Source organism: Pantoea sp. SS70 (genome assembly GCF_029866845.1).
Classification (GTDB): Bacteria; Pseudomonadota; Gammaproteobacteria; order Enterobacterales; family Enterobacteriaceae; genus Pantoea; species Pantoea leporis.
Genome location: NZ_CP117199.1, coordinates 730,905 through 757,740, shown reverse-complemented (window position 1 = coordinate 757,740; position 26,836 = coordinate 730,905). Strand labels below are relative to the sequence as shown.

At 55.9% G+C, this 26,836-nt stretch carries 21 protein-coding genes and 1 riboswitch; of the genes, 9 read left to right on the top strand and 12 right to left on the bottom strand.

Annotated features, from left to right (window positions below; all coding sequences use genetic code 11):
- Nucleotide 1: 1 nt before the first annotated feature.
- The 10 genes from mraY to ilvI all read right to left on the bottom strand — a co-directional run bounded on the left by mraY (nt 2) and on the right by ilvI (nt 11,328).
- On the bottom strand, nt 2-1,084 hold the full coding sequence (gene mraY, locus PO881_RS03375) for a phospho-N-acetylmuramoyl-pentapeptide-transferase (protein WP_007888613.1): 1,083 nt from the start codon (nt 1,082-1,084) through the stop codon (nt 2-4).
- The gene (gene murF, locus PO881_RS03370) at nt 1,078-2,439 is read right to left on the bottom strand and encodes a UDP-N-acetylmuramoyl-tripeptide--D-alanyl-D-alanine ligase (protein WP_280172453.1); all 1,362 of its coding nucleotides are present in this window, start codon (nt 2,437-2,439) and stop codon (nt 1,078-1,080) included. The genes mraY and murF overlap by 7 nt, the downstream gene beginning before the upstream one ends.
- Nucleotides 2,436-3,923, bottom strand: coding sequence for a UDP-N-acetylmuramoyl-L-alanyl-D-glutamate--2,6-diaminopimelate ligase (gene murE, locus PO881_RS03365; protein ID WP_280172452.1), 1,488 nt, complete (start codon nt 3,921-3,923; stop codon nt 2,436-2,438). Before murE ends, murF begins: the two co-directional genes overlap by 4 nt.
- A complete protein-coding gene (locus PO881_RS03360) occupies nt 3,910-5,676 on the bottom strand; it encodes a peptidoglycan glycosyltransferase FtsI (protein ID WP_008108616.1) in 1,767 nt (588 codons plus the stop codon). Before PO881_RS03360 ends, murE begins: the two co-directional genes overlap by 14 nt.
- A gap of 16 nt (nt 5,677-5,692) precedes the next feature.
- The gene (ftsL, locus tag PO881_RS03355; RefSeq protein ID WP_101762119.1) at nt 5,693-6,013 is read right to left on the bottom strand and encodes a cell division protein FtsL; all 321 of its coding nucleotides are present in this window, start codon (nt 6,011-6,013) and stop codon (nt 5,693-5,695) included.
- Complete coding sequence (gene rsmH / locus PO881_RS03350; protein ID WP_192412399.1) at nt 6,010-6,951, bottom strand: 16S rRNA (cytosine(1402)-N(4))-methyltransferase RsmH; 942 nt, start codon at nt 6,949-6,951, stop codon at nt 6,010-6,012. The genes ftsL and rsmH overlap by 4 nt, the downstream gene beginning before the upstream one ends.
- A gap of 2 nt (nt 6,952-6,953) precedes the next feature.
- Nucleotides 6,954-7,412, bottom strand: coding sequence for a division/cell wall cluster transcriptional repressor MraZ (gene mraZ / locus PO881_RS03345; protein ID WP_007885013.1), 459 nt, complete (start codon nt 7,410-7,412; stop codon nt 6,954-6,956).
- Nucleotides 7,413-7,901: 489 nt separating this feature from the next.
- Nucleotides 7,902-8,912 (bottom strand): catabolite repressor/activator, encoded by a 1,011-nt coding sequence (cra, locus tag PO881_RS03340; protein WP_101762121.1) that lies wholly within the window; start codon nt 8,910-8,912, stop codon nt 7,902-7,904.
- A 197-nt stretch (nt 8,913-9,109) separates the two neighbouring features.
- On the bottom strand, nt 9,110-9,601 hold the full coding sequence (gene ilvN / locus PO881_RS03335; protein WP_007885011.1) for an acetolactate synthase small subunit: 492 nt from the start codon (nt 9,599-9,601) through the stop codon (nt 9,110-9,112).
- A 2-nt stretch (nt 9,602-9,603) separates the two neighbouring features.
- Nucleotides 9,604-11,328 carry an acetolactate synthase 3 large subunit gene (gene ilvI, locus PO881_RS03330; protein ID WP_137385150.1) on the bottom strand — a complete coding sequence of 575 codons (1,725 nt, stop codon included), beginning with the start codon at nt 11,326-11,328 and terminating at the stop codon, nt 9,604-9,606.
- Nucleotides 11,329-12,237: 909 nt separating this feature from the next.
- Between ilvI and leuA the strand changes: the two genes are divergently transcribed.
- Genes leuA through leuD form a run of 4 tightly spaced genes read left to right on the top strand, consistent with a single transcriptional unit; the run spans nt 12,238 to nt 16,914 of the window.
- Nucleotides 12,238-13,800 carry a 2-isopropylmalate synthase gene (gene leuA, locus PO881_RS03325; RefSeq protein WP_101762123.1) on the top strand — a complete coding sequence of 521 codons (1,563 nt, stop codon included), beginning with the start codon at nt 12,238-12,240 and terminating at the stop codon, nt 13,798-13,800.
- A gap of 2 nt (nt 13,801-13,802) precedes the next feature.
- Nucleotides 13,803-14,894 carry a 3-isopropylmalate dehydrogenase gene (gene leuB / locus PO881_RS03320; protein WP_008108624.1) on the top strand — a complete coding sequence of 364 codons (1,092 nt, stop codon included), beginning with the start codon at nt 13,803-13,805 and terminating at the stop codon, nt 14,892-14,894.
- Nucleotides 14,895-14,898: 4 nt separating this feature from the next.
- Nucleotides 14,899-16,305, top strand: coding sequence for a 3-isopropylmalate dehydratase large subunit (gene leuC / locus PO881_RS03315; protein WP_101762125.1), 1,407 nt, complete (start codon nt 14,899-14,901; stop codon nt 16,303-16,305).
- A gap of 3 nt (nt 16,306-16,308) precedes the next feature.
- Complete coding sequence (gene leuD / locus PO881_RS03310; protein ID WP_101762126.1) at nt 16,309-16,914, top strand: 3-isopropylmalate dehydratase small subunit; 606 nt, start codon at nt 16,309-16,311, stop codon at nt 16,912-16,914.
- A gap of 36 nt (nt 16,915-16,950) precedes the next feature.
- Here the strand turns inward: leuD and PO881_RS03305 are convergent, their stop codons facing one another.
- Entirely contained in the window at nt 16,951-18,138 is a 1,188-nt protein-coding gene (locus PO881_RS03305; protein ID WP_280172451.1) for an MFS transporter, read from the bottom strand.
- 254 nt (nt 18,139-18,392) lie between these two features.
- Here PO881_RS03305 and sgrR point away from each other — a divergent pair, with 254 nt between their 5' ends.
- The 4 genes from sgrR (at nt 18,393) to thiQ (ending at nt 23,489) form a co-directional block, all read left to right on the top strand.
- On the top strand, nt 18,393-20,054 hold the full coding sequence (sgrR, locus tag PO881_RS03300) for an HTH-type transcriptional regulator SgrR (protein WP_280172450.1): 1,662 nt from the start codon (nt 18,393-18,395) through the stop codon (nt 20,052-20,054).
- Nucleotides 20,055-20,089: 35 nt separating this feature from the next.
- Nucleotides 20,090-20,185: riboswitch (TPP riboswitch) on the top strand.
- Between the two features lie 46 nt (nt 20,186-20,231).
- A complete protein-coding gene (thiB, locus tag PO881_RS03295) occupies nt 20,232-21,218 on the top strand; it encodes a thiamine ABC transporter substrate binding subunit (protein WP_280172449.1) in 987 nt (328 codons plus the stop codon).
- Nucleotides 21,218-22,804: a thiamine/thiamine pyrophosphate ABC transporter permease ThiP gene (thiP, locus tag PO881_RS03290; RefSeq protein WP_280172448.1), complete on the top strand. Its 1,587-nt coding sequence runs from the start codon at nt 21,218-21,220 to the stop codon at nt 22,802-22,804. Before thiB ends, thiP begins: the two co-directional genes overlap by 1 nt.
- The gene (thiQ, locus tag PO881_RS03285) at nt 22,788-23,489 is read left to right on the top strand and encodes a thiamine ABC transporter ATP-binding protein ThiQ (RefSeq protein WP_101762131.1); all 702 of its coding nucleotides are present in this window, start codon (nt 22,788-22,790) and stop codon (nt 23,487-23,489) included. The genes thiP and thiQ overlap by 17 nt, the downstream gene beginning before the upstream one ends.
- Here thiQ and PO881_RS03280 read toward each other — a convergent pair.
- Nucleotides 23,486-24,250 carry a DedA family protein gene (locus tag PO881_RS03280; protein WP_222234403.1) on the bottom strand — a complete coding sequence of 255 codons (765 nt, stop codon included), beginning with the start codon at nt 24,248-24,250 and terminating at the stop codon, nt 23,486-23,488. The genes thiQ and PO881_RS03280 overlap by 4 nt on opposite strands.
- Before the next feature lie 164 nt (nt 24,251-24,414).
- Between PO881_RS03280 and polB the strand changes: the two genes are divergently transcribed.
- Complete coding sequence (polB, locus tag PO881_RS03275) at nt 24,415-26,775, top strand: DNA polymerase II (RefSeq protein WP_280172447.1); 2,361 nt, start codon at nt 24,415-24,417, stop codon at nt 26,773-26,775.
- Nucleotides 26,776-26,836 lie beyond the last annotated feature (61 nt).

The window sequence follows — 26,836 nt, the reverse complement described above, 5'->3', positions numbered from 1 at the left end:
ATTAACGTACCTTCAGCGTTGCCAGGCCAATCAGCACCAGCATCAGCGAAATAATCCAGAAGCGCACGATGACGCGCGGCTCCGGCCAGCCTTTCAATTCATAGTGATGGTGAATCGGTGCCATGCGGAAAATGCGTTGACCGCGTAGCTTGAACGATCCCACCTGCAGAATCACCGACAGCGTTTCGACCACAAACACGCCGCCCATGATTAACAGCAAGAATTCCTGACGCAGCAGCACGGCGATGGTGCCGAGCGCGCCACCCAGCGCCAATGAGCCGACATCGCCCATGAACACTTGCGCTGGATAGGTGTTGAACCACAAAAATCCGAGTCCGGCTCCGACAATCGCGGTGCAGACAATCACTAATTCGCCCGCGTGCCGTAAATAAGGAATGTGCAGATATTCGGCAAACTTGACGTTACCGGTCGCCCACGCCACCAGCGCAAAGCCTGCTGCCACGAACACCGTTGGCATAATGGCTAAGCCATCAAGGCCATCCGTTAAGTTAACTGCGTTGCCGGTACCGACAATCACGAAGTAGGCCAGCACCACGTAGAACAGGCCCAGCTGCGGCATCACGTCTTTAAAGAATGGCACCACCAGCTGCGTTGCAGGCGTATCTTTACCAGCGATAAACAGCGCGAACGCAACCGCCAGCGAAATCACTGACATCCAGAAATATTTCCAGCGCGCGATCAGGCCTTTGGTGTCTTTGCGCACCACCTTACGATAGTCATCCACAAAGCCGATGATGCCAAAACCGACCAGCACCACCAGTACGCACCAGACGTATGGATTAGACGGATAGGCCCACATCAGTACCGAAATGGTGATGGAGGTGAGGATCATCACGCCGCCCATGGTTGGCGTGCCGCGTTTGCTGAAGTGTGACTCTGGACCGTCGTTACGCACCACCTGACCGATCTGCAGCTTCTGCAGCCAGGCAATCAGGCGCGGGCCCATCCACAGAGAAATGAACAAGGCGGTCAGCAGGCTGACAATGGCGCGAAACGTCAGATACGAGAAGACGTTAAAGCCGGAATAAAATGCGACCAGATGTTCGGCCAGCCAGACTAGCATGTTCCTTTCTCCTGTAAGCTCTGTACTACCTGCTCCATGGCGGCACTACGTGAACCTTTAACCAAAATAGTGATGTCCTGATGTTCGGACAGCAATGTGCGTAAACGTTTAGTTAGCGCGGCTTTCGTTGCGAAATGCTCGCCTTTACCGCTGTTTTCGCCAATCAGCTGGCTCAGAGTCCCAATGCTCAGCACGCGATCGACACCGGCCGCTTTGGCCGCATCGCCGACCTGGCGATGACACAGTTCGGCTTCATCACCCAATTCAGCCATATCGCCTACTACCATCACGCGGTAGCCCGGCATATCGCCTAGCACCTGTGCGGCGGCAGTCATCGAACCGACATTGGCGTTGTAGCTGTCATCCAGCAGCAGTTGATTGGCCGCCAGGCGAATCGGGAACAGTCGACCAGGAACAGCCTGCAAGGTTTTAAGGCCAGCTTGAATCGCCGACAGCGGCGCATCTACTGACAATGCCAACGCTGCAGCGGCTAACGCATTCGAGATGTTATGACGGCCCGGCAGCGGCAGCTCCACGGCGATATCACCGCGTGGCGTATGCAGCGTGAACAGCGTGGCATCGGCTCGCAGCACGATTTCGCTGGCGCGGAACTCTGCATCAGCCATCGGCTGCGGCGAGAAGCGCCACAAGGTTTTATCTGCAAACTGTGATTTCCAGTTGGCCAGATCGTTGCTGTCAGCGTTGACGATCGCGGTGCCGTGTACCGGCAAGCCGCCAAAAATTTCGCCTTTGGCTTTCGCCACGCCCGCCAGCGAGCCAAAGCCTTCCAGATGGGCAGCAGCAAGGTTATTCACCAGCGCAGTTTCCGGACGCACCAGATCGGTGGTGTAAGCAATTTCACCCTGATGGTTGGCACCTAACTCGATCACCGCGTAAGCATGCTCTTTGGTGAGACGCAGCAGTGTCATTGGTACGCCGAAGTCGTTGTTCAGGTTGCCGGCCGTGTAAAGCGTTTCGCCACACTGACGCAAAATCGCGGCGGTCATCTCTTTGACCGAGGTTTTGCCAGATGAACCGGTCAACGCAACCACGCGAGCATTCGCCTGTTGGCGTACCCACGCGGCGAGTTGGCCGAAAGCAATCCGCGTATCAGCCACAACCACTTGCGGTATTGAAACCGGCAGCAGCTTACTGACCAGCAGCGCCTGCGCGCCGTTGGCAATGGCATCGTTAGCAAAATCGTGAGCATCAAAACGTTCACCCACCAGCGCCACAAACAGGCTGCCGGCGGTGACTTTGCGGGTATCGGTGGTGACATCGGCAAGGGTTAAATCCGCGCCATGCAGTTGACCGCTGCTGATTTCGGCCAGCGTATTGAGAGAAACGGGAATCATGCCATCACCCCCAACAAACGGGCGACGGTGTCGCGATCGGAGTAATCCAAACGGCGGTTGCCAATGATTTGATAATCTTCGTGGCCTTTTCCGGCCACCAACACGATGTCATCGGCGCCAGCTTGCATCACGGCGTTGGTGACCGCCTGCGCACGACCGGAAACCACGCGTGCGCGGCCCGGATCGAGCAAGCCGGTAAGAATGTCATTCACAATCGCCATCGGCTCTTCGCTGCGCGGATTATCGTCGGTGATCACGACGATGTCGGAGAATTGCTCAGCAATCGCGCCCATTAGCGGACGTTTGCCTTTGTCACGATCGCCACCGCAGCCAAACACGCACCACAGCTGGCCTTTACAATGCAGACGCGCCGCTTCCAGCGCTTTTTCCAGCGCATCCGGCGTGTGAGCGTAATCGACAACCACCGTAGGTTTGTCTGGCGCAGTGAATACTTCCATGCGACCACACACCGGCTGCAGCTGCGGTGCAGTAGCAACCAGCGCATCAAGCGGGTAATCCAGCGCCAGCAGCGTACCCAGCGCCAGCAATAGGTTGCTCACGTTGAAAGCGCCCATCAGGCGGCTATCAAACTCGCCGTTACCCCAGCTGGAGCTGAACTGAATATGCGCACCGCCGTCGTGATAATCCACCGCCGTGGCTTTCAGCCAGCGGCCATGACAGCCCGATTGCAGATTGTCTTCCATGGTGACTGCTACCGCATCCGGCAATTTCGCCAGCCAGCGACGGCCCACTTCATCATCAGCATTGATGATGGCTTCAGCGACCTGATGCTCAGAGAACAGTAACCATTTAGCAGATTCATAACTCTCCATATCACCGTGATAATCGAGGTGATCGCGGCTCAGGTTAGTAAATACCGCGGCCGCAAACGGCAAGGCGGCAACGCGATGCTGCACCAAGCCGTGCGAGGAGACTTCCATTGCCGTCAGGGTTGCGCCCTGCCCGGCTAAATCATTCAGCACATGCTGCACATCCACCGCAGAACCGGTGGTGTTTTCGGTTGCCACCAGTTGACCGTAAAGGCCATTGCCTACCGTGCCCATCACTGCGCCGGTTTCACCGAGCAGATTGGCCCACTGCGCCATCAGTTGCGTGGTGGTGGTTTTGCCGTTAGTGCCAGTAACACCAATCAATTTCAGTTTGCTTGCAGGCTGCTGATAAAAGCGTCCGGCCAGTGCAGAGAGACGCTGCTGCAACTGCGCCAGATAGATAACCGGGACGCCATGCATCTCGCGGATATCTCCATCGCTGGCTTCGCCTTCGGCTTCGGCAATCACTGCCGCTACGCCTTGTGCAATAGCCTGCGGAATAAAACGACGTCCATCAGCATGATGACCCGCCACGGCGATAAACAGATCGCCAGAAGCCGCCGCGCGGCTATCTAGTGTCATGTCACGGAGTGGACGCGCCGGCGCACCCGGCACCCACGGGGCCAGTAAGTCGCGCAGGTTACGATCTGTCACTTGATTCCTCACTTCTATTCTTCACCAACTCGTTCTTATCAACTGTTGGCAGCGCATCAGGTTCGATATTCATGGTACGCAATACGCCGCCCATGATGGCGCCAAACACCGGTGCTGAAACCGCACCACCATAATATTTACCGGCCTGGGGATCGTTGATCACCACCACCAGCGCAAAACGAGGACGGCTGGCAGGCGCAACGCCTGCGGTATAAGCAATGTATTTGTTGACGTAACGTCCATCCGGTCCAACTTTCTTGGCGGTACCGGTTTTGATGGCAATGCGATAGCCCTTGATGGCGGCTTTCACCCCACCACCGCCAGGCAACGCAACGCTTTCCATCATGTGCATCACCGTTTTCACCAGGTCTTCCTGGAAAACGCGTTCCCCCGCCACTGGCGGGTCAACTTTGGTGATCGACAGCGGGCGATTGATGCCGTAGCTGCCAATGGTTGCGTAGACTCGCGCTAACTGTAACGGCGTTACCATTAGCCCGTAGCCGAAAGAGAAGGTGGCCCTCTCTATGTCAGACCACCGTTGTTTTTGAGGGTATAAGCCACTACTTTCCCCGACCAGCCCCAAATTGGTCGGTTTACCCAGTCCAAAGCGCGCGTAAGTATCTACAAGTGCTGAGGAGGGCATCGCTAACGCCAAACGTGAAACCCCGACGTTACTCGACTTCTGTAAAACCCCGGTAAGGGTCAATTCGTTGTAGCGCGCCACGTCTTTGATCTCATGACCATTGACGCGGTACGGCACGGTATTCAGTACGCTGTTCTCTTTCACCACACCGCGCTGCAAAGCCGTCATCACCACCATCGGTTTCACGGTGGAACCTGGCTCGAAGATGTCGGTAATAGCGCGGTTACGCATCACGTCTTTCGGCGTGTTGCTGAGATTATTCGGGTTGTAAGCGGGGCTGTTCGCCATCGCCAGCACTTCGCCGGTGTTTACATCCACCAGCACCGCGGTGCCTGATTCGGCTTTGTTGAACGCCACGGCATTATTCAGTTCGCGGTACACCAGCGCCTGCAGACGTTCATCAATGCTTAGCGTCAGGTTGTGCGCAGCGCGGCTATCTACCGAGGAGATATCTTCAATGACGCGGCCGTTGCGGTCTTTACGCACCGTACGTTCACCCGGTGCGCCGGTCAGCCATTTATCGAAGCTTTTTTCGATGCCTTCAATGCCCTGGCCATCAATGTTGGTAAAACCAATCAAGTGCGCGGTCACCTGGCCCGCCGGATAGTAGCGGCGCGACTCTTCACGCAGGTAGATGCCCGGCAGCTTAAGCTTTTTCACATACTCGCCAATCGCTGGATTCACCTGGCGCGCCAGATAGACAAAGCGCCCTTTCGGGTTGGCATTGATACGTGCAGCAAGCTGATCGAGGGGGATCGATAACGCATCCGACAGCGCTTTCCAGCGACTATCCAGCGAGACGCCGCCGTGTTCGGTCAGCTCTTTCGGATCGGCCCAGATCGCATTCACCGGCACGCTCACCGCCAGCGGACGACCGGCACGATCGCTGATCATACCGCGCGCGGTTGGCACCGATTGCACGCGCAGCGAACGCAAATCGCCCTCTTTCACCAGCTTGTCAGGGTTGATCACCTGCAGCCACGCTACGCGCGACAGCAGTCCGCCCAGCGCCAGTAAAATGCACCCGCACAGTAACGCAAAGCGCCAGCTTACAAAGCTGGCCTTATCTTCTTGTTTTTTTAACTTTAGCGTTTTGCCTGCGCCACTCATTGAGTTCTGCGATTCCTTATTTCTGCACCACAATATTTTCCTGCGAAGGATCAACATGCTGCATTTGCAGTTTATCGGTTGCTATCCGCTCTACGCGGCTGTGATCGCCCAGTGCGTTCTCTTCAAGAATCAGGTTGCGCCATTCGATATCGAGCGCATCACGCTCCAGCACCAGTTGTTCACGCTGCGCCGTTAACAGGCGCGTCTTATGCGTGGTGGTCACGACCATTACCGAGGACACCAGCACCGCGATCAACAGCAACAGCGGGATCTTGCCAAATCGCAGCAAGTCCCCACCAATGACACCGGGTAAGCTGTGGCGCTCGTTGCCAATCATGAGGCCGTTCGCTCCGCGATACGCAATACCGAACTGCGCGCACGTGGATTTTCGTTCACTTCGGCTTCGCCAGGAATCAATTTGCCCAGCGTTTTCAGCTCACGACCGCCTAAGGCTTTAAGCTGCGACTCCGTCATCGGAATGCCTGCTGGCACCTGCGGACCACGGCTCTGATCGCGCATAAAACGCTTCACTAAGCGATCTTCCAGTGAGTGGAAGCTGATGATCGACAACCTGCCGCCTGGCGAGAGAACCGACAAGGCCCCTTTCAGCGCGGTATCGATCTCTTCCAGCTCACTGTTGATCCAGATACGAATCGCCTGGAAAGTACGCGTTGCCGGGTGCTTAAATTTGTCTTTGACGGGCATTGCGGCGGCAATCACCGTCGCCAGCTCTTTGGTGCGCGTCATCGGCTGGTCGCGGTTACGCTCTACGATGGCGCGCGCAATACGTTTACCGAAACGCTCTTCACCGTAGGTCTTGATCACGAAAGCGATATCCGCCTCCTCTGCGCTCATCAGCCATTCGGCGGCCGATTGCCCGCGTGTTGGATCCATACGCATATCCAGTGGCCCATCACGCATAAAGGAGAAGCCACGTTCGGCATCATCCAGTTGCGGAGAAGAAACGCCCAGATCGAGCAGAACGCCATCGATCTTGCCGGTCAATCCACGCTCTTCGACGTATTCGGCCAAAGCCGAAAACGGCCCATGGACGATCGAGAAGCGCGGATCGTTTATCTCAGCGGCTGCGGCTATCGCTTGCGGATCGCGATCAATCGCTATCAGTTGCCCTTTCTCACCAAGCTGCGAAAGGATTAAGCGCGAGTGACCGCCGCGACCAAAAGTGCCATCAATATAAATGCCGTCTTCCCTGATATTGAGGCCGTTTACCGCCTCATCCAGCAGCACTGTGGTGTGTTTGAAATTTTCCTGCATAGCTATAGCGACAAGTCCTGCAACCGCTCAGATAAAGGCTCCTGAGCCGACTGTTCTGTGTCAATATCATCCTTAACTTGTTGATACCAGGTCTGTTCATCCCACAGCTCAAACTTATTGAACTGTCCAACCAGCATCACTTCTTTGGTCAGGCCGGCATGTTGACGTAACGTGTTCGCCAACAACAAACGACCCGCATTATCCATCTGGCATTCACTGGCATGTCCCAACAGCAGTCGCTGTACGCGACGCTCGGCAGGATTCATGCTGGATAAGCGAGACAGCTTTTTCTCAATGATTTCCCATTCGGGCAGGGTATAAAGCAACAGGCATGGCTGGTGGAGGTCAATGGTGCATACCATTTGCCCCTGAGACTCTGCGACAAGCAATTCACGATAGCGCGTTGGTACTGCTAATCGTCCTTTGCTGTCGAGATTGACCAACGTTGCTCCACGGAACATGCCAGCCTTACCCCTCAATCACCCGTTTTCACCACTTTATCCCACTTTTTACCACGAAACGAGTTTACGGAGCCGATGAAATCCTTGTCAAGCCGCAACGGCAAGTGAATATCACTATTTACATCGGGTGAAATTAATCAATGAGGGAATTAATCGACATGGATTCGTAAAATAAAAAATTAACCTGATGAATAATTGAATAAAAATTTCTGCACGAGGATAAATGGCGAAAAATAAAGCGCTCCGGCGCAAAAATATAATTGCCCCGCAATCTGCGACAGCGGCGGCATTTTAGGGGATTTCTGAAAGGAAGCCCAGCATCATCGCGCCAGCGCTGCCACGCCTCACTGGTGAACATGTAAACAATTAAGAAAAGTCAGCAAGGTTAAATTGTTAGCTGGAGTGGCGATTATTTACGCTTATTTACGCCCTAAGGTTTCAAAATATCGACAGGATTAATAAATGCTGGGCAGCGAACTGCCCAGCATTTCATTTAGAGCGGCGACTTAATTGTCCGCGGCGGAATAAATTGCGACGAATACGGGTTAAACCCGGCTTGGGTTTACGTGGTTCATCTAGCGAGGCTAACACCAGTTCCAGCACGCGCTCAGCCACGTCGCGGTGACGTTGCCCCACCGCCAGCACCGGGCACTCGAGGAAATCCAGCAATTCATGGTCGCCAAAGGTGGCGATCGCTAAATCCGTCGGCAGGCGACCATCACGCTTCAGCGTAATGTCCATTACGCCCTGCAGCAGCCCAAACGATGTGGTGAAAAGTGCCTCCGGCATCGGATGATCTTCGAGGTACTTCTCAAACAGCGCGGCAGCGGCGGCCCGATCGAAACTGTTGCAGTAGATGTAATCGATTGGCCGCTCATCATCTTTCCACGCATCGCGGAAACCTAACTCACGCAGGAAGCTGACCGACAACTCAGGCAGCGCGCCGAGGAACAGCACATTTTTCACCGGTAGCTGACGCAATTCAGCCGCCAGCGCCTGCGCATCATCCTGATCGGCACCCACTACGCTGGTAAAGTGTTCACGATCCAGCGCACGGTCCAGCGCGATAATCGGTAACGGATCGTTGATCCAACGCTGATAGAACGGATGCTCTGGTGGCAGTGAAGTTGAAACAATGATGGCATCAACCTGGCGCTGCAACAAATGCTCGATGCAGCGCATTTCGTTGTCTGGCTGATCTTCTGAGCAGGCAATCAGCAGCTGATAGCCGCGCTGACGCGCCTGACGCTCCAGATAATTCGCAATGCGCGTGTAACTGGTGTTTTCCAGATCGGGGATCACCAGGCCAATTGAACGTGTGCGCCCGGCGCGCAGCCCAGCCGCGACGGCATTGGGGTGATAGTTGTGTTCACGCACCACCGCCATCACTTTTTCGACGGTTTTTTCGCTGACACGATACTGCCGCGCTTTGCCATTAATTACATAGCTGGCCGTGGTGCGCGACACGCCTGCCAGGCGCGCAATTTCATCCAGTTTCACGGTGACACCTTAATTCTGATAAGCCAGCGCTGACGAAAATATCCGCAGAGTAGCTATGGGTAAAACATTTGTAACATCTAACCGCAGAACACTACGCCGAGCAACCGCTTTTCTCTCGCATCCTGGTTAAGCGCATAAAATAAAAAAACCCGGCATTTCGCCGGGTTAGAATCAGATGAAATCGTTACTTTGGGTGATTAACGCATCACGCGATCGCCGCGCGACACACCCACAATTCCTGAGCGCGCCACTTCGACAATTTCTGCCACGTCACGCACGGTGTTGAGAAACGCATCGAGTTTATCGCTGGTGCCTGCCAGCTGAACCGTGTAAAGCGTTGGCGTGACATCGATAATCTGCCCACGGAAAATTTCCGCGCTGCGCTTCACTTCTTCACGGCCGTAACCGCTGGCCTGGATTTTCACCAGCATGATCTCACGCTCAACGTAAGCGCCCTGACCCAGCTCGCTGACACGTAACACGTCCACCAGCTTGTGCAGCTGCTTCTCAATCTGCTCCAGCACTTTCGCATCGCCGACCGTTTGAATGGTCATGCGTGACAAGGTGGGATCATCGGTCGGTGCCACAGTCAGGCTTTCGATGTTATAGCCACGTTGAGAGAACAGCCCCACTACGCGGGACAATGCGCCGGATTCGTTTTCCAGCAGAACCGATAAAATACGACGCATAATTAAGTCCTCTCCGTTTTGCTCAGCCACATCTCATCCATCGAACCACCACGAATTTGCATCGGGTAAACGTGCTCGCTGCCGTCAATGTTTACATCGACAAACACCAGACGGCCTTTCGCCAGCGTATCCAGTGCCAGCTGCAGCTTCTCTTCCAGCTCCGCCGGATGCGCAATGGAAATGCCCACATGCCCATACGCTTCGGCCAGACGCACGAAGTCAGGCAGCGATTGCATGTAGGACTGCGAGTGGCGGCCCGAGTAAATCATGTCCTGCCACTGCTTAACCATGCCGAGGAAGCCGTTGTTGAGGTTTAATACCAGCACCGGTAAATCGTACTGCAGTGCGGTCGACAGCTCCTGAATGTTCATCTGGATACTGCCATCGCCGGTCACGCAGATAACCGTCTCATCCGGCAGCGCCATCTTCACGCCTAACGCTGCAGGCAAGCCGAAGCCCATGGTGCCTAAGCCGCCGGAGTTGATCCAGCGACGCGGCTTGTCGAACTGGTAGTAAAGTGCGGCAAACATCTGATGCTGACCAACGTCAGACGTCACGTAAGCTTCGCCTTTGGTCAAACGACAGATGGTCTCGATGACTGCCTGCGGTTTGATTTTGTCGCTGGTACGATCGAATTCCAGGCACTTGCGACCGCGCCAGCCTTCAATGGTCTGCCACCAGTCGCGCAGGCTATCAAGTTCCTGCTTCGCATCGCTTTGCGCCAGCAGCTCTAACATCTGTGCCAGCGTCTGCTTCGCATCGCCAACGATTGGAATGTCGGCGCTGACCGTTTTGGAGATCGACGTCGGATCGACATCGATATGCATGATGGTGGCGTTCGGGCAGTACTTCGCCAGATTGTTGGTGGTGCGGTCGTCGAAGCGCACGCCAATACCGAAAATCAGATCGGCATTGTGCATGGTCATGTTGGCTTCGTAAGTGCCGTGCATCCCCAGCATGCCGACACACTGACGATGTGTGCCAGGGAACACGCCCAAGCCCATCAGCGAGGTCGTTACCGGAATATTCAGTTGCTCTGCCAGCTGCAGCAGCTCGGCTTCGCAGCCCGACATAATCGCGCCGCCGCCGGCGTAAATCACCGGCTTGTGTGCTGCCAGTAACGTTTGCAGCGCGCGCTTAATCTGTCCTTTATGGCCCTGAATGGTCGGATTGTATGAGCGCATGCTCACTGTTTCCGGCCAGACGTACGGCAGCTTGTTGGCGGGATTCAGGATATCTTTTGGCAGATCGATCACCACCGGTCCCGGGCGACCGCTTGCTGCCAGCCAGAAGGCCTTTTTCAGCACGGTTGGGATCTCTTCGGCGTTTTTCACCAGGAAACTGTGTTTCACCACCGGGCGGGAGATGCCGACCATGTCGCACTCCTGGAACGCATCGTAACCAATCAGTGACGAAGGCACCTGACCCGACAGAATTACCATCGGGATCGAATCCATATAGGCGGTTGCAATACCGGTAATCGCGTTGGTGGCGCCCGGACCGGAAGTTACTAGCACCACGCCCACTTCACCGGTCGCACGCGCAAGGCCATCGGCCATGTGCACCGCGCCTTGTTCATGACGGACTAATACGTGGTCAATACCACCGACCGTTTGCAGCGCATCGTAAATATCGAGCACCGCTCCGCCCGGATAACCGAATACCTGCTTAACGCCCTGATCGATTAACGAACGGACGACCATTTCGGCTCCTGACAACATCTCCATTTTCTGCCTCCAGGCTTGAGGGACTGAATCCACTGACGTTCGCGTTTCCCGCACGCCACTGATATCCGGCCCCCGATCGCCAATTAAGATCAAAACCTTATGTTTATGCTCAGAAGGCGGCGTTCTGTCCGCCTTCCAGGTACAGGGAATCTACTTGAGTTAATTATTTGAGAGTAGGTCGATTACCATAACCGCAGACAACCCGCCCTGCAAACGCCAGGACGCCACGTCGCGCCCGATCCGGCAATAAAGGCACTGATGCGTGATTATTGCCTGCGAGGATTAAACTAATGCTTCGTCATAACCACAGAGGAAAATGCTGGTTTATAGATTATTTGCAGCGTGTTCTAAGAAATATGATTTTCATATTGCCTGACCACTCAGTCCACAATCTTTTGTGATAATTACTTTCTGGCGTGATTATCTATAAAACGGCCTGATCACATCATATTCTTCTTAACAACAAGCCTAATCTTGTTTTATCAGCAATGCGTATTATCAACTTAAGATGTTAATTATCAACTATTTAAAATAAATTCTATTTTCTAAACGATTTTTTAAGTGGATGGATTCACTTATTCTGTTGCTAATTAATGTCATTGCTCTGCGCAGCCGAAAAATCACAGCACATCGCCCTTCTGACTTCACAGAAATACCCTTGTACTTAAGGTTGACTTCACACGTCAATTCCAGTACCAATATGTGCAGCACTCAATTTACGAGGTTTGACTCATGTTTCATTCTTTCCGCCTACTCGGTCTACTACTAAACGCATCCAGTTTGCGCGGTAGACTCGTGGGCGGAATCAACAACTGATTCGAACCTGCAGAAGTTTAAGAAACCCGCGCCAATGCGCGGGTTTTTTTATGCTCGTAGCACCGGCAAAGTTAATGCATAAGGAAGATTACGATGAGCCAGCAAGTTATTATTTTCGATACCACTCTGCGTGATGGCGAACAGGCTTTACAGGCCAGCCTGAGTGTTAAAGAAAAACTGCAAATCGCTCTGGCGTTGGAACGTATGGGCGTGGATGTAATGGAAGTGGGCTTCCCCGTTTCCTCTCCAGGCGATTTTGAATCCGTACAAACCATCGCTCGTACCATTAAAAACAGCCGCGTCTGCGGACTGGCACGCTGCGTTGAGAAGGACATTGACGCCGCATACGAATCACTGCGTGTGGCTGAAGCGTTCCGTATTCACACCTTCATCGCGACTTCGCCGATGCACATCGCCACCAAATTGCGAAGCACACTGCCAGAAGTGATTGAACGCGCAGTGCACATGATCAAACGCGCCCGCAACTACACCGACGACGTTGAGTTTTCCTGTGAAGATGGCGGGCGTACGCCAATCGACGATTTGTGCCGCATGGTTGAAGCCGCGATCAATGCCGGTGCAACCACCATCAACATTCCGGACACCGTCGGCTACACCTTGCCAGGCGAATACGCCAACATCATTGGCCAACTGGTGGCACGCGTTCCAAATATCGATAAAGCCATCTTGTCGGTTCACACCCACGACGATTTGGGTATGGCGACCGGCAACGCCATCGCTGCGGTATTGGCCGGTGCGCGTCAGGTTGAAGGTACGCTGAACGGTTTAGGCGAACGCGCCGGTAACTGTGCGCTGGAAGAAGTGATTATGGCGATCAAAACCCGCCAGCAGATCATGAACGTCCACACCAACATCAATCATCAGGAAATCTACCGCACCAGCCAAACCGTGAGCCAAATCTGCAACATGCCGATTCCAGCCAACAAAGCGGTGGTCGGTTCTAACGCCTTCGCCCACTCTTCCGGTATTCACCAGGACGGCGTGCTGAAGAATCGCGAAAACTACGAAATTCTGACGCCAGAATCTATCGGCCTGCACAAAATCCAGCTGAACCTGACTTCCCGTTCTGGCCGCGCTGCGGTGAAACACCGCATGGAAGAGATGGGTTACAAAGAGTCCGATTACAACCTCGACACGTTGTACGACGCCTTCCTGAAGCTGGCCGACAAGAAAGGTCAGGTGTTCGATTACGACCTGGAAGCGTTGGCCTTTATCAACAAGCAGAACGAAGAGCCAGAATATTTCGAGCTCAACGAATTCAACGTGCAGACCGGCTCCAGCGTAACCGCAACGGCCTCCGTGCAATTGGGCTGCGGTGAAGAGACCAAAGCTGACGCCGCAACCGGTAACGGTCCGGTTGATGCGGTCTATCAGGCAATCAACCGCATCACCGGCTTTGAAGCCGAGCTGATTAACTACAAGCTGACGGCGAAAGGCCACGGCGAGAACGCGCTGGGTCAGGTCGATATTGTGGTCAATTACAACGGTCGTAAATTCCACGGCGTTGGCCTGGCGACCGATATCGTCGAATCATCGGCGAAAGCGATGGTGAACGCGTTGAACAATATTTGGCGTGCTAAGCAGGTGGAAAAAGAACTGCAGCGTAAATTTAAAGATCAGAAGGAAACGGTGTAATTATGTCTAAGTCTTCTCATATCGCGGTATTGCCAGGCGACGGAATTGGTCCGGAAGTGATGGCGCAGGCCATGAAAGTTCTCGATGCAATTCGTACGCGTTTCGACATGCGTATCACCACCAGCGAATATGATGTTGGCGGTATCGCCATCGATCGTCATGGTGAACCGCTGCCACCGGCTACCGTTGCCGGCGCAGAGCAGGCAGATGCAATTCTGTTTGGCTCGGTAGGTGGCCCGAAATGGGAACATCTGCCACCTGCGCAGCAACCCGAGCGCGGTGCGCTGTTGCCGCTGCGTAAGCACTTTAAGCTGTTCAGCAACCTGCGCCCTGCGGCACTGTATAAAGGTCTGGAAGCGTTCTGCCCGCTGCGTAGCGATATCGCCGAACGCGGTTTCGACATCCTGTGCGTGCGTGAACTGACCGGCGGCATCTACTTCGGTCAGCCAAAAGGCCGCGAAGGCAGCGGCCCGCATGAGCGCGCTTTTGATACTGAGGTTTATCACCGTTTCGAAATCGAGCGCATCGCGCGTATCGCGTTTGAATCCGCACGTAAGCGCCGCAACATCGTCACCTCAATTGACAAAGCCAACGTTTTGCAGACTTCCGTCATGTGGCGCGAAATTGTGAACGAAGTGGCAAAAGATTATCCGGATGTGCAGTTGAGCCACATGTACATCGATAACGCCACCATGCAGCTGATTAAAGATCCATCACAGTTTGACGTGCTGCTGTGTTCTAACCTGTTTGGCGACATCCTGTCAGATGAATGCGCGATGATTACCGGTTCAATGGGCTTGCTGCCTTCCGCCAGCCTGAATGAAGAAGGTTTTGGCCTGTTTGAGCCAGCGGGCGGTTCCGCACCGGATATCGCCGGTCAGAACATCGCTAACCCGATTGCGCAGATTCTGTCGCTGTCACTGCTGTTGCGTTACAGCCTGAATGCGGATGAAGCCGCCGCAAGCATTGAACGCGCCGTGAGCCGTGCGCTGGAAGCGGGTTATCGCACCCGTGATTTGGCCGGTGACGGCAAAGCCGTGAGCACAGATGAGATGGGCAGCATCATTGCCGGTTTCATCGCCGAGGAAAAATAATAAAATGAAAAGCTTATATCAGAAGTTATTTGATGCACATGTCGTTAACGAAACCCCGAACGAAACGCCGTTACTTTATATCGATCGCCATCTGATCCATGAAGTGACGTCGCCGCAGGCCTTTGATGGTCTGCGTGCGCACGGGCGCAAAGTGCGTCAGCCGTCGAAAACCTTCGCTACCATGGATCACAACGTTTCGACGCAGACCAAAGACATCAATGCGTCTGGCGAGATGGCGCGTATTCAGATGCAAGAGCTGATGAAAAACTGTGCTGAGTTCGGCATTCAGCTGTATGACCTGAATCACCCATTCCAGGGCATCGTGCACGTCATTGGGCCAGAGCAAGGTATGACGTTGCCGGGCATGACCATCGTCTGCGGTGATTCCCACACCGCCACGCACGGCGCGTTCGGTTCGCTGGCATTCGGTATCGGTACTTCCGAAGTTGAGCACGTGTTTGCCACGCAAACCCTGAAACAGGGCCGCGCGAAGACCATGAAGATTGAAGTGCTGGGCGAAGCGGCGCCAGGCATTACCGCCAAAGACATTGTGTTGGCCATTATCGGTAAAACCGGCAGCGCTGGCGGTACCGGTCACGTTGTCGAATTCTGTGGCCCAGCGATCGAAGCGCTGAGCATGGAAGGCCGCATGACGCTGTGTAACATGGCGATTGAAATGGGCGCCAAAGCGGGCCTGGTCGCGCCGGACGACACCACTTTCAATTATCTGAAAGACAAGCAGTTCTCGCCGAAGGGCGAGCAGTGGGAACAAGCGGTCGCTTACTGGCGCACGCTGAAGTCTGACAGCGATGCCAAATTCGACAGCATCGTCACGCTGCACGCGGAAGATATCGCTCCGCAAGTGACCTGGGGCACCAATCCAGGCCAGGTAATGGCGGTAGATCAGGCGATCCCGAATCCACAATCCTTTGCCGATCCGGTTGAGCGCGCCTCAGCAGAGAAAGCGCTGGCTTACATGGATCTGCAGCCCGGCATCAAACTGACTGACGTGGCGATCGATAAAGTGTTTATCGGTTCCTGCACCAACTCACGTATTGAAGATTTGCGCGCCGCTGCTGCGATTGCCAAAGGCCGTAAAGTGGCGCCGGGCGTGGTGGCGATGGTGGTGCCAGGTTCGGGTCCGGTAAAAGCACAAGCCGAAGCCGAAGGTCTGGACAAAATCTTCCTCGAAGCCGGTTTTGAATGGCGTTTACCGGGTTGCTCCATGTGTCTGGCCATGAACAACGACCGACTCAATCCAGGCGAACGTTGCGCATCAACCAGCAACCGTAACTTTGAAGGCCGTCAGGGCCGCGGTGGACGTACTCACCTGGTGAGCCCGGCAATGGCTGCTGCGGCTGCCGTAACCGGTCGCTTTGCCGACATTCGTGAATTGACTCAGGGAGCGTAAGCCATGGCGAACAAATTTACTCAACACACCGGCATTGTGGCGCCATTGGATGCGGCCAACGTCGATACTGATGCCATTATTCCAAAGCAGTTCCTGCAGAAAGTGACGCGCACCGGTTTTGGCGCGCATCTGTTCCACGACTGGCGTTTTGAAGATGATGCGGGCACCGTGCCAACCGCCAGCTTTGTCCTGAACAAACCGGAGTTCAAAGGCACCAGCATTTTGCTGGCGCGTGAGAACTTTGGCTGTGGTTCATCACGTGAGCACGCACCGTGGGCGCTGACCGACTTCGGCTTCCATGTGGTGATTGCGCCAAGCTTCGCCGACATTTTCTACGGCAACAGCTTTAACAACCAGCTGCTGCCGGTGAAGCTGAGCGATGAAGAAGTGGATGAGATGTTCAAACTGGTTGCCGCGCAGCCGGGCATCACCTTCACCGTGGATCTGGAAGCGCAAACTGTAACCGCAGGCGATAAGACTTATAGCTTCGAAATCGACAGCTTCCGCCGTCACTGCATGATCAACGGCCTCGACAGTATTGGCCTGACGCTGCAACACGAAGCGTCTATCTCCAGCTACGAGACCAATCAGCCCGCGTTCTTACGCTGAGGCAACAAGGGCGACATTCTGTCGCCCTTCTCTTTGCTATCTATCAACCACATCCCGCACGCGCGACGCCAATCCCAACGCCAGCACCGCCAGCCCCAACGCCAGCCAGTAAACCGACTCATGACCAAAGCGTTCGCTCATGGTGCCCTGAATGATGCCGGCGATAATCATGCCGGTGGAAATTGAGGTGGTGAATAGCGTCGTCGCCGCACCTGCGCGGCCCGGCATTAAATCCTGGAACCACAACATGCCAATCCCGGCGATGATGCCAACAAACGCGGCATTAAACAGTTGTAGTACCATCAACGCCGTACGCGACTGGAACATCACCAATCCGAGATAAAACACAATCGCCGCCACCAGCGCCAGCAGCATCAGGTTGCGTTTGCCGGTGCGCCGCGCGTAATGCCCGGCCAGCAGCATGATCGGAATCTCCAGCCCGGCGGCGGTGCCCATCAGCAAGCCCGCCAGCTTCTCCGGCAGGTCAAGCGTGGTACTGATATACAGCGGCATATCAATGATATACATGGTGTTGCACGCCCACATGGTGACGGAGGCGATAAACAGCAACCGCACCTGACTGTCCTTCCACGGGCTCAGCTGCGTCAGCACCTCTTCAGGCGAGACCACCACGCGCGGCACCGAGGGCAAGGTGCGCCAGACCAGCAGCATGCTTAGCAGGAAAATCCCCGCCGCCACGCAAAACAGCGTCACAAAACCGTAATTAAGCGCCAGCGCAAACGACAGCGGTGGCCCGATCACCCACGCCAGCGACAGCTGCGCACGCATCACCGAGCTGAACATCACCACTTCACGCGCCGACTGATCGGCATATTCCCGCGCGAGGGCGAACACCTGCGGAATCGACACGCTGGCCAGCGCCGACAAAAACACGCCCAGCGTCACCAGCGTTAAATAGTGGCGATTGAAGGCAAACAGCAGCGCATTCAGCGTGGCCATCAGGCAGCAAAACAGAATCAGGTTGCGGCGATCGCCCTGATTATCGGAGCGTTTCGCCATTAGCAGGCTGACCACAATCCCCGCGATCGCATTGATGGTAAAGAACAAGCCGACCCAGAACGGACTTACCTGTACTTCGCGCGTCAGAAACAGGCTCAGCGTCGGCGCCTGCAGCGCACCGGCCACGCCGGTCATAAACGACACCGCCATAAACGAGAGGTAGACCGGATTGATGCGACGTTGACGCGTTAACAGCGATTTCATGCAGAAATCCCTTTGCGAATAAAAAAGGTAGAGAAATGAGGGTAGAAGATTCTACAGTAAAACGAAAAAAGCCAGCAGATAAAGCGCTGCTGGCGGTGAAAATGCACCCTACTCAGAAAGGGGTTCCACGTCGGCGGAACCGCTGGCAGAGCGCCATTCATTACTGAATGCCTCCCGCTCTTCCATTGCCGGGCAGTATGCCTCTAATATGAGGCAGGAAAAACTGAGCGATTCTGACAAGGAGTTCCCCTTTTATGTCATCTTCACGTCTGCAGCAGCAATTTATCCGCCTATGGCAAAGCTGTAAGGGGCAGGATCAGGAAACCACGCTCAGCGAGCTGGCCGATCTGCTGCACTGCTCGCGTCGCCATATGCGTAACCTGCTCAACGCCATGCAAAGCGAAGGCTGGCTGATTTGGCAGGCAGAAGCGGGACGTGGCAAGCGCTCAATGCTGAGTTTTTGCTACACCGGCCTGGCGCTCCAGCAGCAGCGCGCCGAGGATCTGCTGGAACAAGATCGTATCGAACAGTTAGTGCAGCTGGTGGGCGATAAAAACCAGGTGCGCCAGATGATTGCGGCACATTTAGGCCGCAGCTTCCGCCAGGGCAAACACATCCTGCGCGTGCTCTATTATCGCCCGCTGCCCAATCTGCTGCCCGGATCGCCGCTGCGCCGCTCGGAAACCCATCTGGCACGACAAATTTTCAACGGCCTGATGCGCATAAATGAGGAAAAGGGGGAAATCGAACCCGATATCGCCCATCACTGGCAGCAAACCTCGCCGCTGCAGTGGCGTTTCTTCCTGCGCCCGGCGATTCGTTTTCATCATGGCCGTGAACTGGAAATGGCGGATGTGATTGCTTCTTTGGAGCGCGTGCGCAGCCAGCCGCTGTTTTCTCACATCAGTAAACTGGATTCGCCCGCGCCCTGGACGCTGGATATCCATCTGAGCCAGCCGGACGATTGGTTGCCGTGGCTGCTGGCCAGCGTCAGCGCGATGATCCTGCCGCGCGAATGGCCCACGTTACGCCAGTTTGCCCGCCAGCCGCTTGGCACCGGTCCGTACAGCGTGGTGCGCAATCAGCAAACGCAGCTGAAAATCACCGCCTTTGATGATTACTTTGGCTATCGCGCGCTGATTGACGATGTGTCGATTTGGGTGCTGCCGGAGATCAGCGACGAGCTGGTGTATGCCGGGGTTAAATTGCAGGGCGAAACCGCCGATGAAAAATCGGAAGAGAGTCGTCTGGAAGAAGGCTGCTACTTCCTGCTGTACGATCAGCGCTCCGAGTTGGGTCGCGATGCGCATTTCCGCCGCTGGGTAAGCTATCTGTTTAATCCCATCGCCTTACTGAATCTTGCTGGCGTCGGCTATCAGCGTTACTGGTTCCCGGCTTATGGCTTGCTGCCGCGCTGGCACCATCGCCGCGATCTCACCTCCGCCAATAAACCGGCAGGCTTAACTCAGCTGACGCTGAGCTGGTACAGCCATCACGTTGAGCATGAAGGTATCGCTAACGCGCTGCGACCGCTGTTGGCGCAGCAAGGTGTTGAGCTAATTACTCGTGTCGTGAGCTACGAAGCGTGGTTCGAGGGCGAAGGTGAAAGTGATATCTGGCTTGGCAGCGTCAACTTTACCCTGCCGCTGGAGTACGCGCTTTTTGCGCAACTGTTCGAATTGCCGTTGATGCATCACTGCATACCGATTGACTGGCAAGCCGATGCCGCGCGCTGGCGGCAGAAAGCGTTACCGCTGGCGGAATGGAGCAAACAGCTGATCGACCGCGACTATCTGCATCCGCTGTTCCATCACTGGCTGCTGCTGGAAGGGCAACGCAGTATGCGCGGCGTGCGGCTGAATACGCTCGGCTGGTTTGACTTCAAATCAGCCTGGTTTGCACCACCGGAGCTGTGATCCTTTCGCGCTGTCATATAAATGTCTAGAATGAGCCGTTCTCAACGGGGTGCCTTGATATCAGGGCTGAGAGAAACCCGTCGAACCTGATCCGGCTAATACCGGCGTAGGGATTTGAGATGCCTCACGCCTCAGATCCTTTGCGACTCAACATCTCTTCTCCTCAAGGAGCGCAAAGTGTTAAACAAAGTTTTGCCTATGTTGCTGCTGGTTGCGGCACCGGCTTTCGCTGCCAAACCGGTTCTCACCGTTTACACCTACGATTCGTTCTCTGCCGATTGGGGCCCCGGCCCGGCGGTAAAAAAAGCCTTTGAAGCGCAGTGCGACTGCGAATTGAAGTATGTGGCGCTGGAAGATGGCGTATCGCTGCTCAATCGCGTGCGCATGGAAGGCAAAAACAGCAAAGCCGATGTAGTGCTAGGGCTGGATAACAATCTGGTGCAGGCGGCGGAGAAAACCGGCTTGTTTGCCAACAGCAGCGTGGATACCCGCAGCTTAAAACTGCCGGATGGCTGGAACAATCAAACCTTTATCCCGTTCGATTATGGCTACTTCGCTTTCGTCTACGATAAAAACAAACTGAAGAACCCGCCGAAAAGCCTGAAAGAGCTGGTCGAAAGCCCGGAAAAATGGCGAGTGATTTATGAAGATCCGCGCACCAGCACGCCGGGTCTTGGCCTGCTGTTGTGGATGCAAAAAGTGTATGGCGATAACGCAGCTGATGCGTGGCAGAAGCTGGCGCAAAAAACCGTTACCGTCACTAAAGGCTGGAGCGAAGCTTACGGCCTGTTCCTGAAAGGTGAAGGCGATCTGGTGTTGAGCTACACCACGTCTCCGGCTTATCACATCATCGAAGAGAAGAAAGAGAACTACGCCGCGGCCGAATTCAGCGAAGGCCACTATTTACAGGTGGAAGTCGCCGCGCAACTCGCCAGCAGCAAACAGCCTAAGCTGGCGCAGCAGTTCATGCAGTTTATGGTTTCTCCGGCCTTCCAGCAGACCATTCCTACCGGCAACTGGATGTATCCGGTGATCAAAAGCGATCTGCCAGCCGGTTATCAAACGTTGCAGGTGCCCGCGAAGGCGTTGCAATTCACGCCAGCCGAAGTCGCCGACCATCGCGCCGCGTGGATCAGCGCATGGCAACGCGCCGTTAGCCGTTAATGCCCGGCTGGTTGATTCCCGGTAGCGCCATCGCGCTGTTGCTGTGCGCGGTGGCGCTGCTGGCGTTTGGCGCCTTGGTGATGGTCGCTCCGGCCACCGACTGGCGCGCGCTGCTCGACGACAGCTATTTGCATCATGTGCTGCTGTTCTCGTTTGAGCAGGCGCTGCTGTCGGCGCTGCTTTCGGTGCTGCCCGCGATCCTGCTGGCGCGCGCGCTCTATCGCCGCCGTTTTCCGGGACGCAATCTGTTGCTGCGCCTGTGCGCCATGACGCTGGTGCTGCCAGTGCTGGTGGCGGTGTTTGGCTTGCTCAGCGTGTACGGTCGCAGCGGCTGGCTGGCACAACTGTGCGCGACCATCGGCTTTGACTATCACTTTTCGCCGTATGGCCTGCAGGGCATTCTGCTGGCGCACGTCTTCTTTAACCTGCCGCTGGCGACGCGCCTGCTGTTACAGGCGCTGGAGAGCATTCCCGGCGAGCAGCGCCAGGTCGCCGCCCAGCTTGGCCTGCGCGGCTGGAATCTGTTTCGCCTGCTGGAGTGGCCGTGGCTGCGCCGTCAGATTCTGCCGACGGCGGCACTGATCTTTATGCTCTGTTTCGCCAGCTTCGCCACGGTGCTGGCGCTGGGCGGCGGACCACAAGCGACCACGCTGGAACTGGCGATCTATCAGGCGCTGAATTTCGATTACGATCCGGGCCGCGCGGCGCTGCTGGCGCTGTTACAGCTCGCTTGCTGTTTGCTGCTGGTAATGCTGAGCCTGCGCTTTAGCAAAGCCATTCCCACTGGCAGCCAGAGCATTCGCGGCTGGCGCGATCCGCAGGATTCATGGCAGGCGCGCATCAGCGATACGGTGCTGATTGGCCTGGCGCTGCTGCTGCTGTTACCACCGCTGGCAGCAGTAATCGTCGATGGTTTGCGCGGCGGCGTTGCCGGTGCGCTGCAACAAGCGGCGCTGTGGCAAGCCACCTTTACCTCGCTGCGTATTGCCGTGGGCGCCGGCGTGCTCTGCGTGGTGCTGACCATGATGCTGCTGTGGAGCAGCCGCGAACTGCGGCAGCGCCAGAACAGAGTCGCCGCGCAGGCGATGGAGATGAGCGGCATGCTGATTCTGGCGATGCCGGGCATTGTGCTGGCGAGCGGTTTCTTTCTGCTGTTCAACGCCACCGTGGGGTTGCCGCAGCGCGCCGATGGTTTGGTGATCTTCACTAACGCCCTGATCGCCATTCCTTATGCGATGAAAGTGCTGGAGAATCCGATGCGCGATATCAACGCCCGTTACAGCCAGCTCTGCGCTTCACTCGGCATCTCCGGTTTCAACCGCTTGCGGCTGATTGAGCTGCGCGCGCTGAAACGCCCGATTGCTCAGGCGCTGGCGTTTGCCTGCGTGCTGTCGATTGGCGATTTCGGCGTGGTCGCGCTGTTTGGCAGCGCCGATTTCCGCACGCTGCCTTTCTATCTGTTCCAACAGATTGGCGCCTATCGCGGTGCGGACGGTGCCGTCACCGCACTGCTGCTGCTGCTGCTCTGCTTACTACTTTTTACTCTGATGGAAAAATTACCGGGTCGCCATGCTGACACTGAATAACCTCACTTACCTTTATCAGCATCTGCCGATGCGCTTCAGTTTTGCGGCGCAGGCGGGTGAACGTCTGGCGATCCTCGGTCCGAGCGGCGCGGGGAAAAGTACTTTACTGAGTCTGATTGGCGGCTTTTTGCCGATCAATCAAGGCGCGCTGGTGATGAACGGCGTTGATCATACCCACAGCGTGCCGTCGGCGCGCCCGGTTTCCATGCTGTTCCAGGAGAACAATCTGTTTCCGCATCTCACGGTGCAGCAAAACATGGCGTTGGGCCTACATCCGGGCCTGAAATTGACGCGCGAACAGCAGCAGCAAGTGGTGGATATCGCCGAGCAAACCGGCTTGCAGGCGATGCTCACGCGTTTGCCTGGTCAGCTTTCCGGTGGCCAGCGTCAGCGCGTGGCATTGGCGCGTTGCCTGCTGCGCAATCAACCGATTTTGCTGCTGGATGAACCCTTCTCAGCGCTGGATCCGGCGCTGCGCAACGAGATGCTGCAGCTGGTACGTTCGGTATGCGAAAACCGCAACATCACCTTGTTGATGGTGTCGCACAGCCTGGAAGATGCTCAGCAGATTGCGCCGCGCAGTTTGGTGATTGTCGACGGGCGCATCTATTGGGATGGCAGTACAGAGAGTTTGGTGCGCGGTGAAAGTGCCGCGGCCGCCATCCTTGGCGTGACAGCGCGTTAAGCGAAGAAAACTTTCCACAGCAGGTGGCGGAAGATTGGCATCATGGGATGGAACTGGATCGCGATAAACGCGCCCAGGCCAATCGCCGCCACCAGCGGTGCCAGCCAGCGCAAACGCGATGCAGGCAGATACTTAGTCGCCCAATCCACCGTTTTACCGCTGCGCGACCAGCGCCACAGCAACCAGCCACCGATCCACAGCAGCAGCGCCACCAGCAACAGCAGCCATTTAAAGCTGCCACCCTGCGCGGCCTGCGGTACATCAATCGCCACGCCCGCCAGAATGCCCGGCATCAAATACGCGGGCGGCCAGAGAATGCAGCCAATCAGGTTAGGCGGTAGGAATTTGCGCACCGGCAACTCCAGCATGCCCGCTGCCAGCGGAATCAGCGGACGCGTCGGGCCGACAAATCGCCCCACCAGAATGGTGAACATGCTGTGTTGATGCAGCGCATGCTCGGTTTTATCCAGCAAACCCTTGTACTTTTTCAGATATTTCCAGCGATGCAGCGGCCCCTGAAACTTCCAGCCGATGCCGTAGGAAACCCAATCGCCGATTAAACAGCCAACGAATCCGGCCGCCCACGCAGGGTAAAGACCAATTTGTCCGCTTCCGACCAGCGCCCCAAGGCTGGCCATTAATACCGTGCCCGGCAACAGCAATCCCACGAAGGCCAGCGACTCAAGGAAGGTCACCAGCGCCACAGCGATCAGCGCGTACTCCAGCGATTGCGAAAACAGGTGTTGAATCCAGGCTTCCATAAATATCCTCTGCGGAATATAGAGGCTGGATTGTCCAGAGCATACACATGGTCGTCAAGGCAAGAATTGTAGAACGATGTTGACAAAGTGGTGATAATTTCGCCTGCAGGACACTGTATAAACATCCATGTTATACTCAATGCAATTCATTCTCTGGAGTTCACGTGACCCATCCGCGCGCAGGTTTTCTGCTTACCCGACATTGGCGAGATACGCCGACCGGCAGCGAAGTGGTGCTGTGGCTGGCCACCGACAGCGGCCCGCAGCGGCTGGTGCTGCCTGCCCAGGAATCCGTGGCGTTTGTGCCCGAGGAGTTTCGCACGCCAACCGAAGCGCTGATCCGCGACGAACGCCATACGCGCCTGCAAACGCTGGAGCTGAAGGATTTCCGCCGCCGCCCGGTGTTTGGCCTCTATTGCCGCAGCAATCGTCAGCTACAAAATCTGGAAAAGCGCCTGCGTGAAAACGGCATTCCGGTCTATGAAGCGGATATTCGGCCACCCGAACGCTATTTGATGGAGCGCTTTATCACCGCGCCGGTGTGGTTTAGCGGTGAAACACGCGGTGACAGCGTGGTCAACGCGCGTCTGAAACCGCATCCTGATTACCGTCCGCAGCTGAAATGGGTATCGCTGGATATCGAAACCACGCAGCACGGTGAGCTCTACTGCATCGGGCTGGAAGGCTGCGGTCAGCGCCAGGTTTACATGCTCGGTCCGCCCAACGGCGATGCCAGCACGCTCGATTTTGAACTGATCTATGTTGATAGCCGCCCGCAGCTGCTTGAGCAGCTCAACGCATGGTTCGAGCGGCATGAACCGGATGTGATTATTGGCTGGAATGTAGTGCAGTTCGATCTGCGCGTACTGCAGAAACACGCCGATCGCTACGGCATTCCGCTCCGTTTAGGGCGTCAGAAGCAGGCGCTGGAGTGGCGCGAGCACGGCTTCAAACCTGGTGTGTTCTTCGCGCAGGCAACGGGCCGCTTAATTATTGATGGTATCGACGCGCTCAAATCCGCGTTTTGGGATTTCCCGTCATTCAGCCTCGAAGCGGTCTCGCGCCAGCTGCTCGGTGAAGGCAAGGCCATCAATAATCCGTGGGATCGCATGGAAGAGATCAACTGGCGTTTTGCCAACGATAAACCGGCGCTGGCGAAATATAACCTTAAAGATTGCGAGTTGGTGACGCGCATTTTCCAGCACACCGCCATCATGCCGTTCCTGCTGGAACGCGCTACGGTAAATGGTTTAGCGGTGGATCGTCACGGCGGTTCGGTGGCGGCCTTTGGTCATCTCTATATCCCGCGCATGCACCGCGCCGGTTTCGTGGCGCCGAATCTCGGCGAAGTGGCGCCGGAAGCCAGCCCCGGCGGCTACGTGATGGATTCGCGGCCCGGCCTGTACGATTCGGTGCTGGTGCTGGATTACAAAAGCCTCTATCCCTCAATTATTCGCACCTTCCTTATCGATCCGGTGGGTTTGGTGGAAGGCCTGGCGCACCCGGATGACGCCGATTCTGTGCACGGCTTCCGCAATGCGCGCTTTTCCCGTGAGACCCACTGTTTACCGGCGATTGTCGAGCAGATTTGGCAAGGGCGTGAAGCCGCCAAGCGCGACAACAACAAACCGCTGTCGCAGGCGCTGAAAATCATCATGAATGCTTTTTATGGCGTGCTCGGCACCAGCGCCTGCCGCTTCTTCGATCCGCGCCTCGCGTCATCCATCACCCTGCGCGGCCACGCCATCATGCAGCAAACGCGCGAGCTGATTGAAGCGGAAGGCTTTGATGTGATTTACGGCGATACCGATTCCACCTTCGTCTGGCTGAAAGGCGCGCACAGTGAAGCGGAGGCGGCGGCGATTGGTCGTCATCTCGCTGAACAGGTGAACGGCTGGTGGCGGCAGCATCTGCAATCGACTTATGGGCTGGAGAGCGCGCTGGAGCTGGAGTATGAAACGCACTTCAGCCGTTTCCTGATGCCTACCATTCGCGGCGCCGCACAGGGCAGCAAAAAGCGCTATGCCGGGATGATTCGCAGCGAGGGCGGCGAGCGGCTGGTGTTTAAAGGCCTCGAATCAGTGCGCACCGACTGGACGCCGCTGGCGCAGCAGTTCCAGCAAAATCTGTATGGCCGTATTTTCCGTGGCGAGCAGTGGCAGGATTACATTCGCGAAACGGTGGCGCAGCTGCTGAACGGTGAACTCGACGATCAGCTGGTGTATAAAAAACGCCTGCGGCGCGCGCTGAAAGATTACGAGCGCAATGTGCCGCCACATGTGCGCGCTGCGCGTCTCGCCGATGAGCAAAACCGCAAGCTGCAGCGCCCGCTGCAGTATCAAAACGGTGGCTCGATCCGCTATGTGATGGCCACGGCCGGACCGGAACCGCTCGAGGCGCGTAATACGCCCCTCGACTACGATCATTACGTCACCAAACAGCTGCAGCCGGTGGCTGACGGCATTTTGCCGTTCGTCGGTGACGACTTTGCTACACTCATTACTGGGCAGCTGGGGCTTTTTTGACAGGTGACGAATGCCTTGCCATCCAGTACCATAGCGCCCTTCCTGATTCTCACCGCACTCA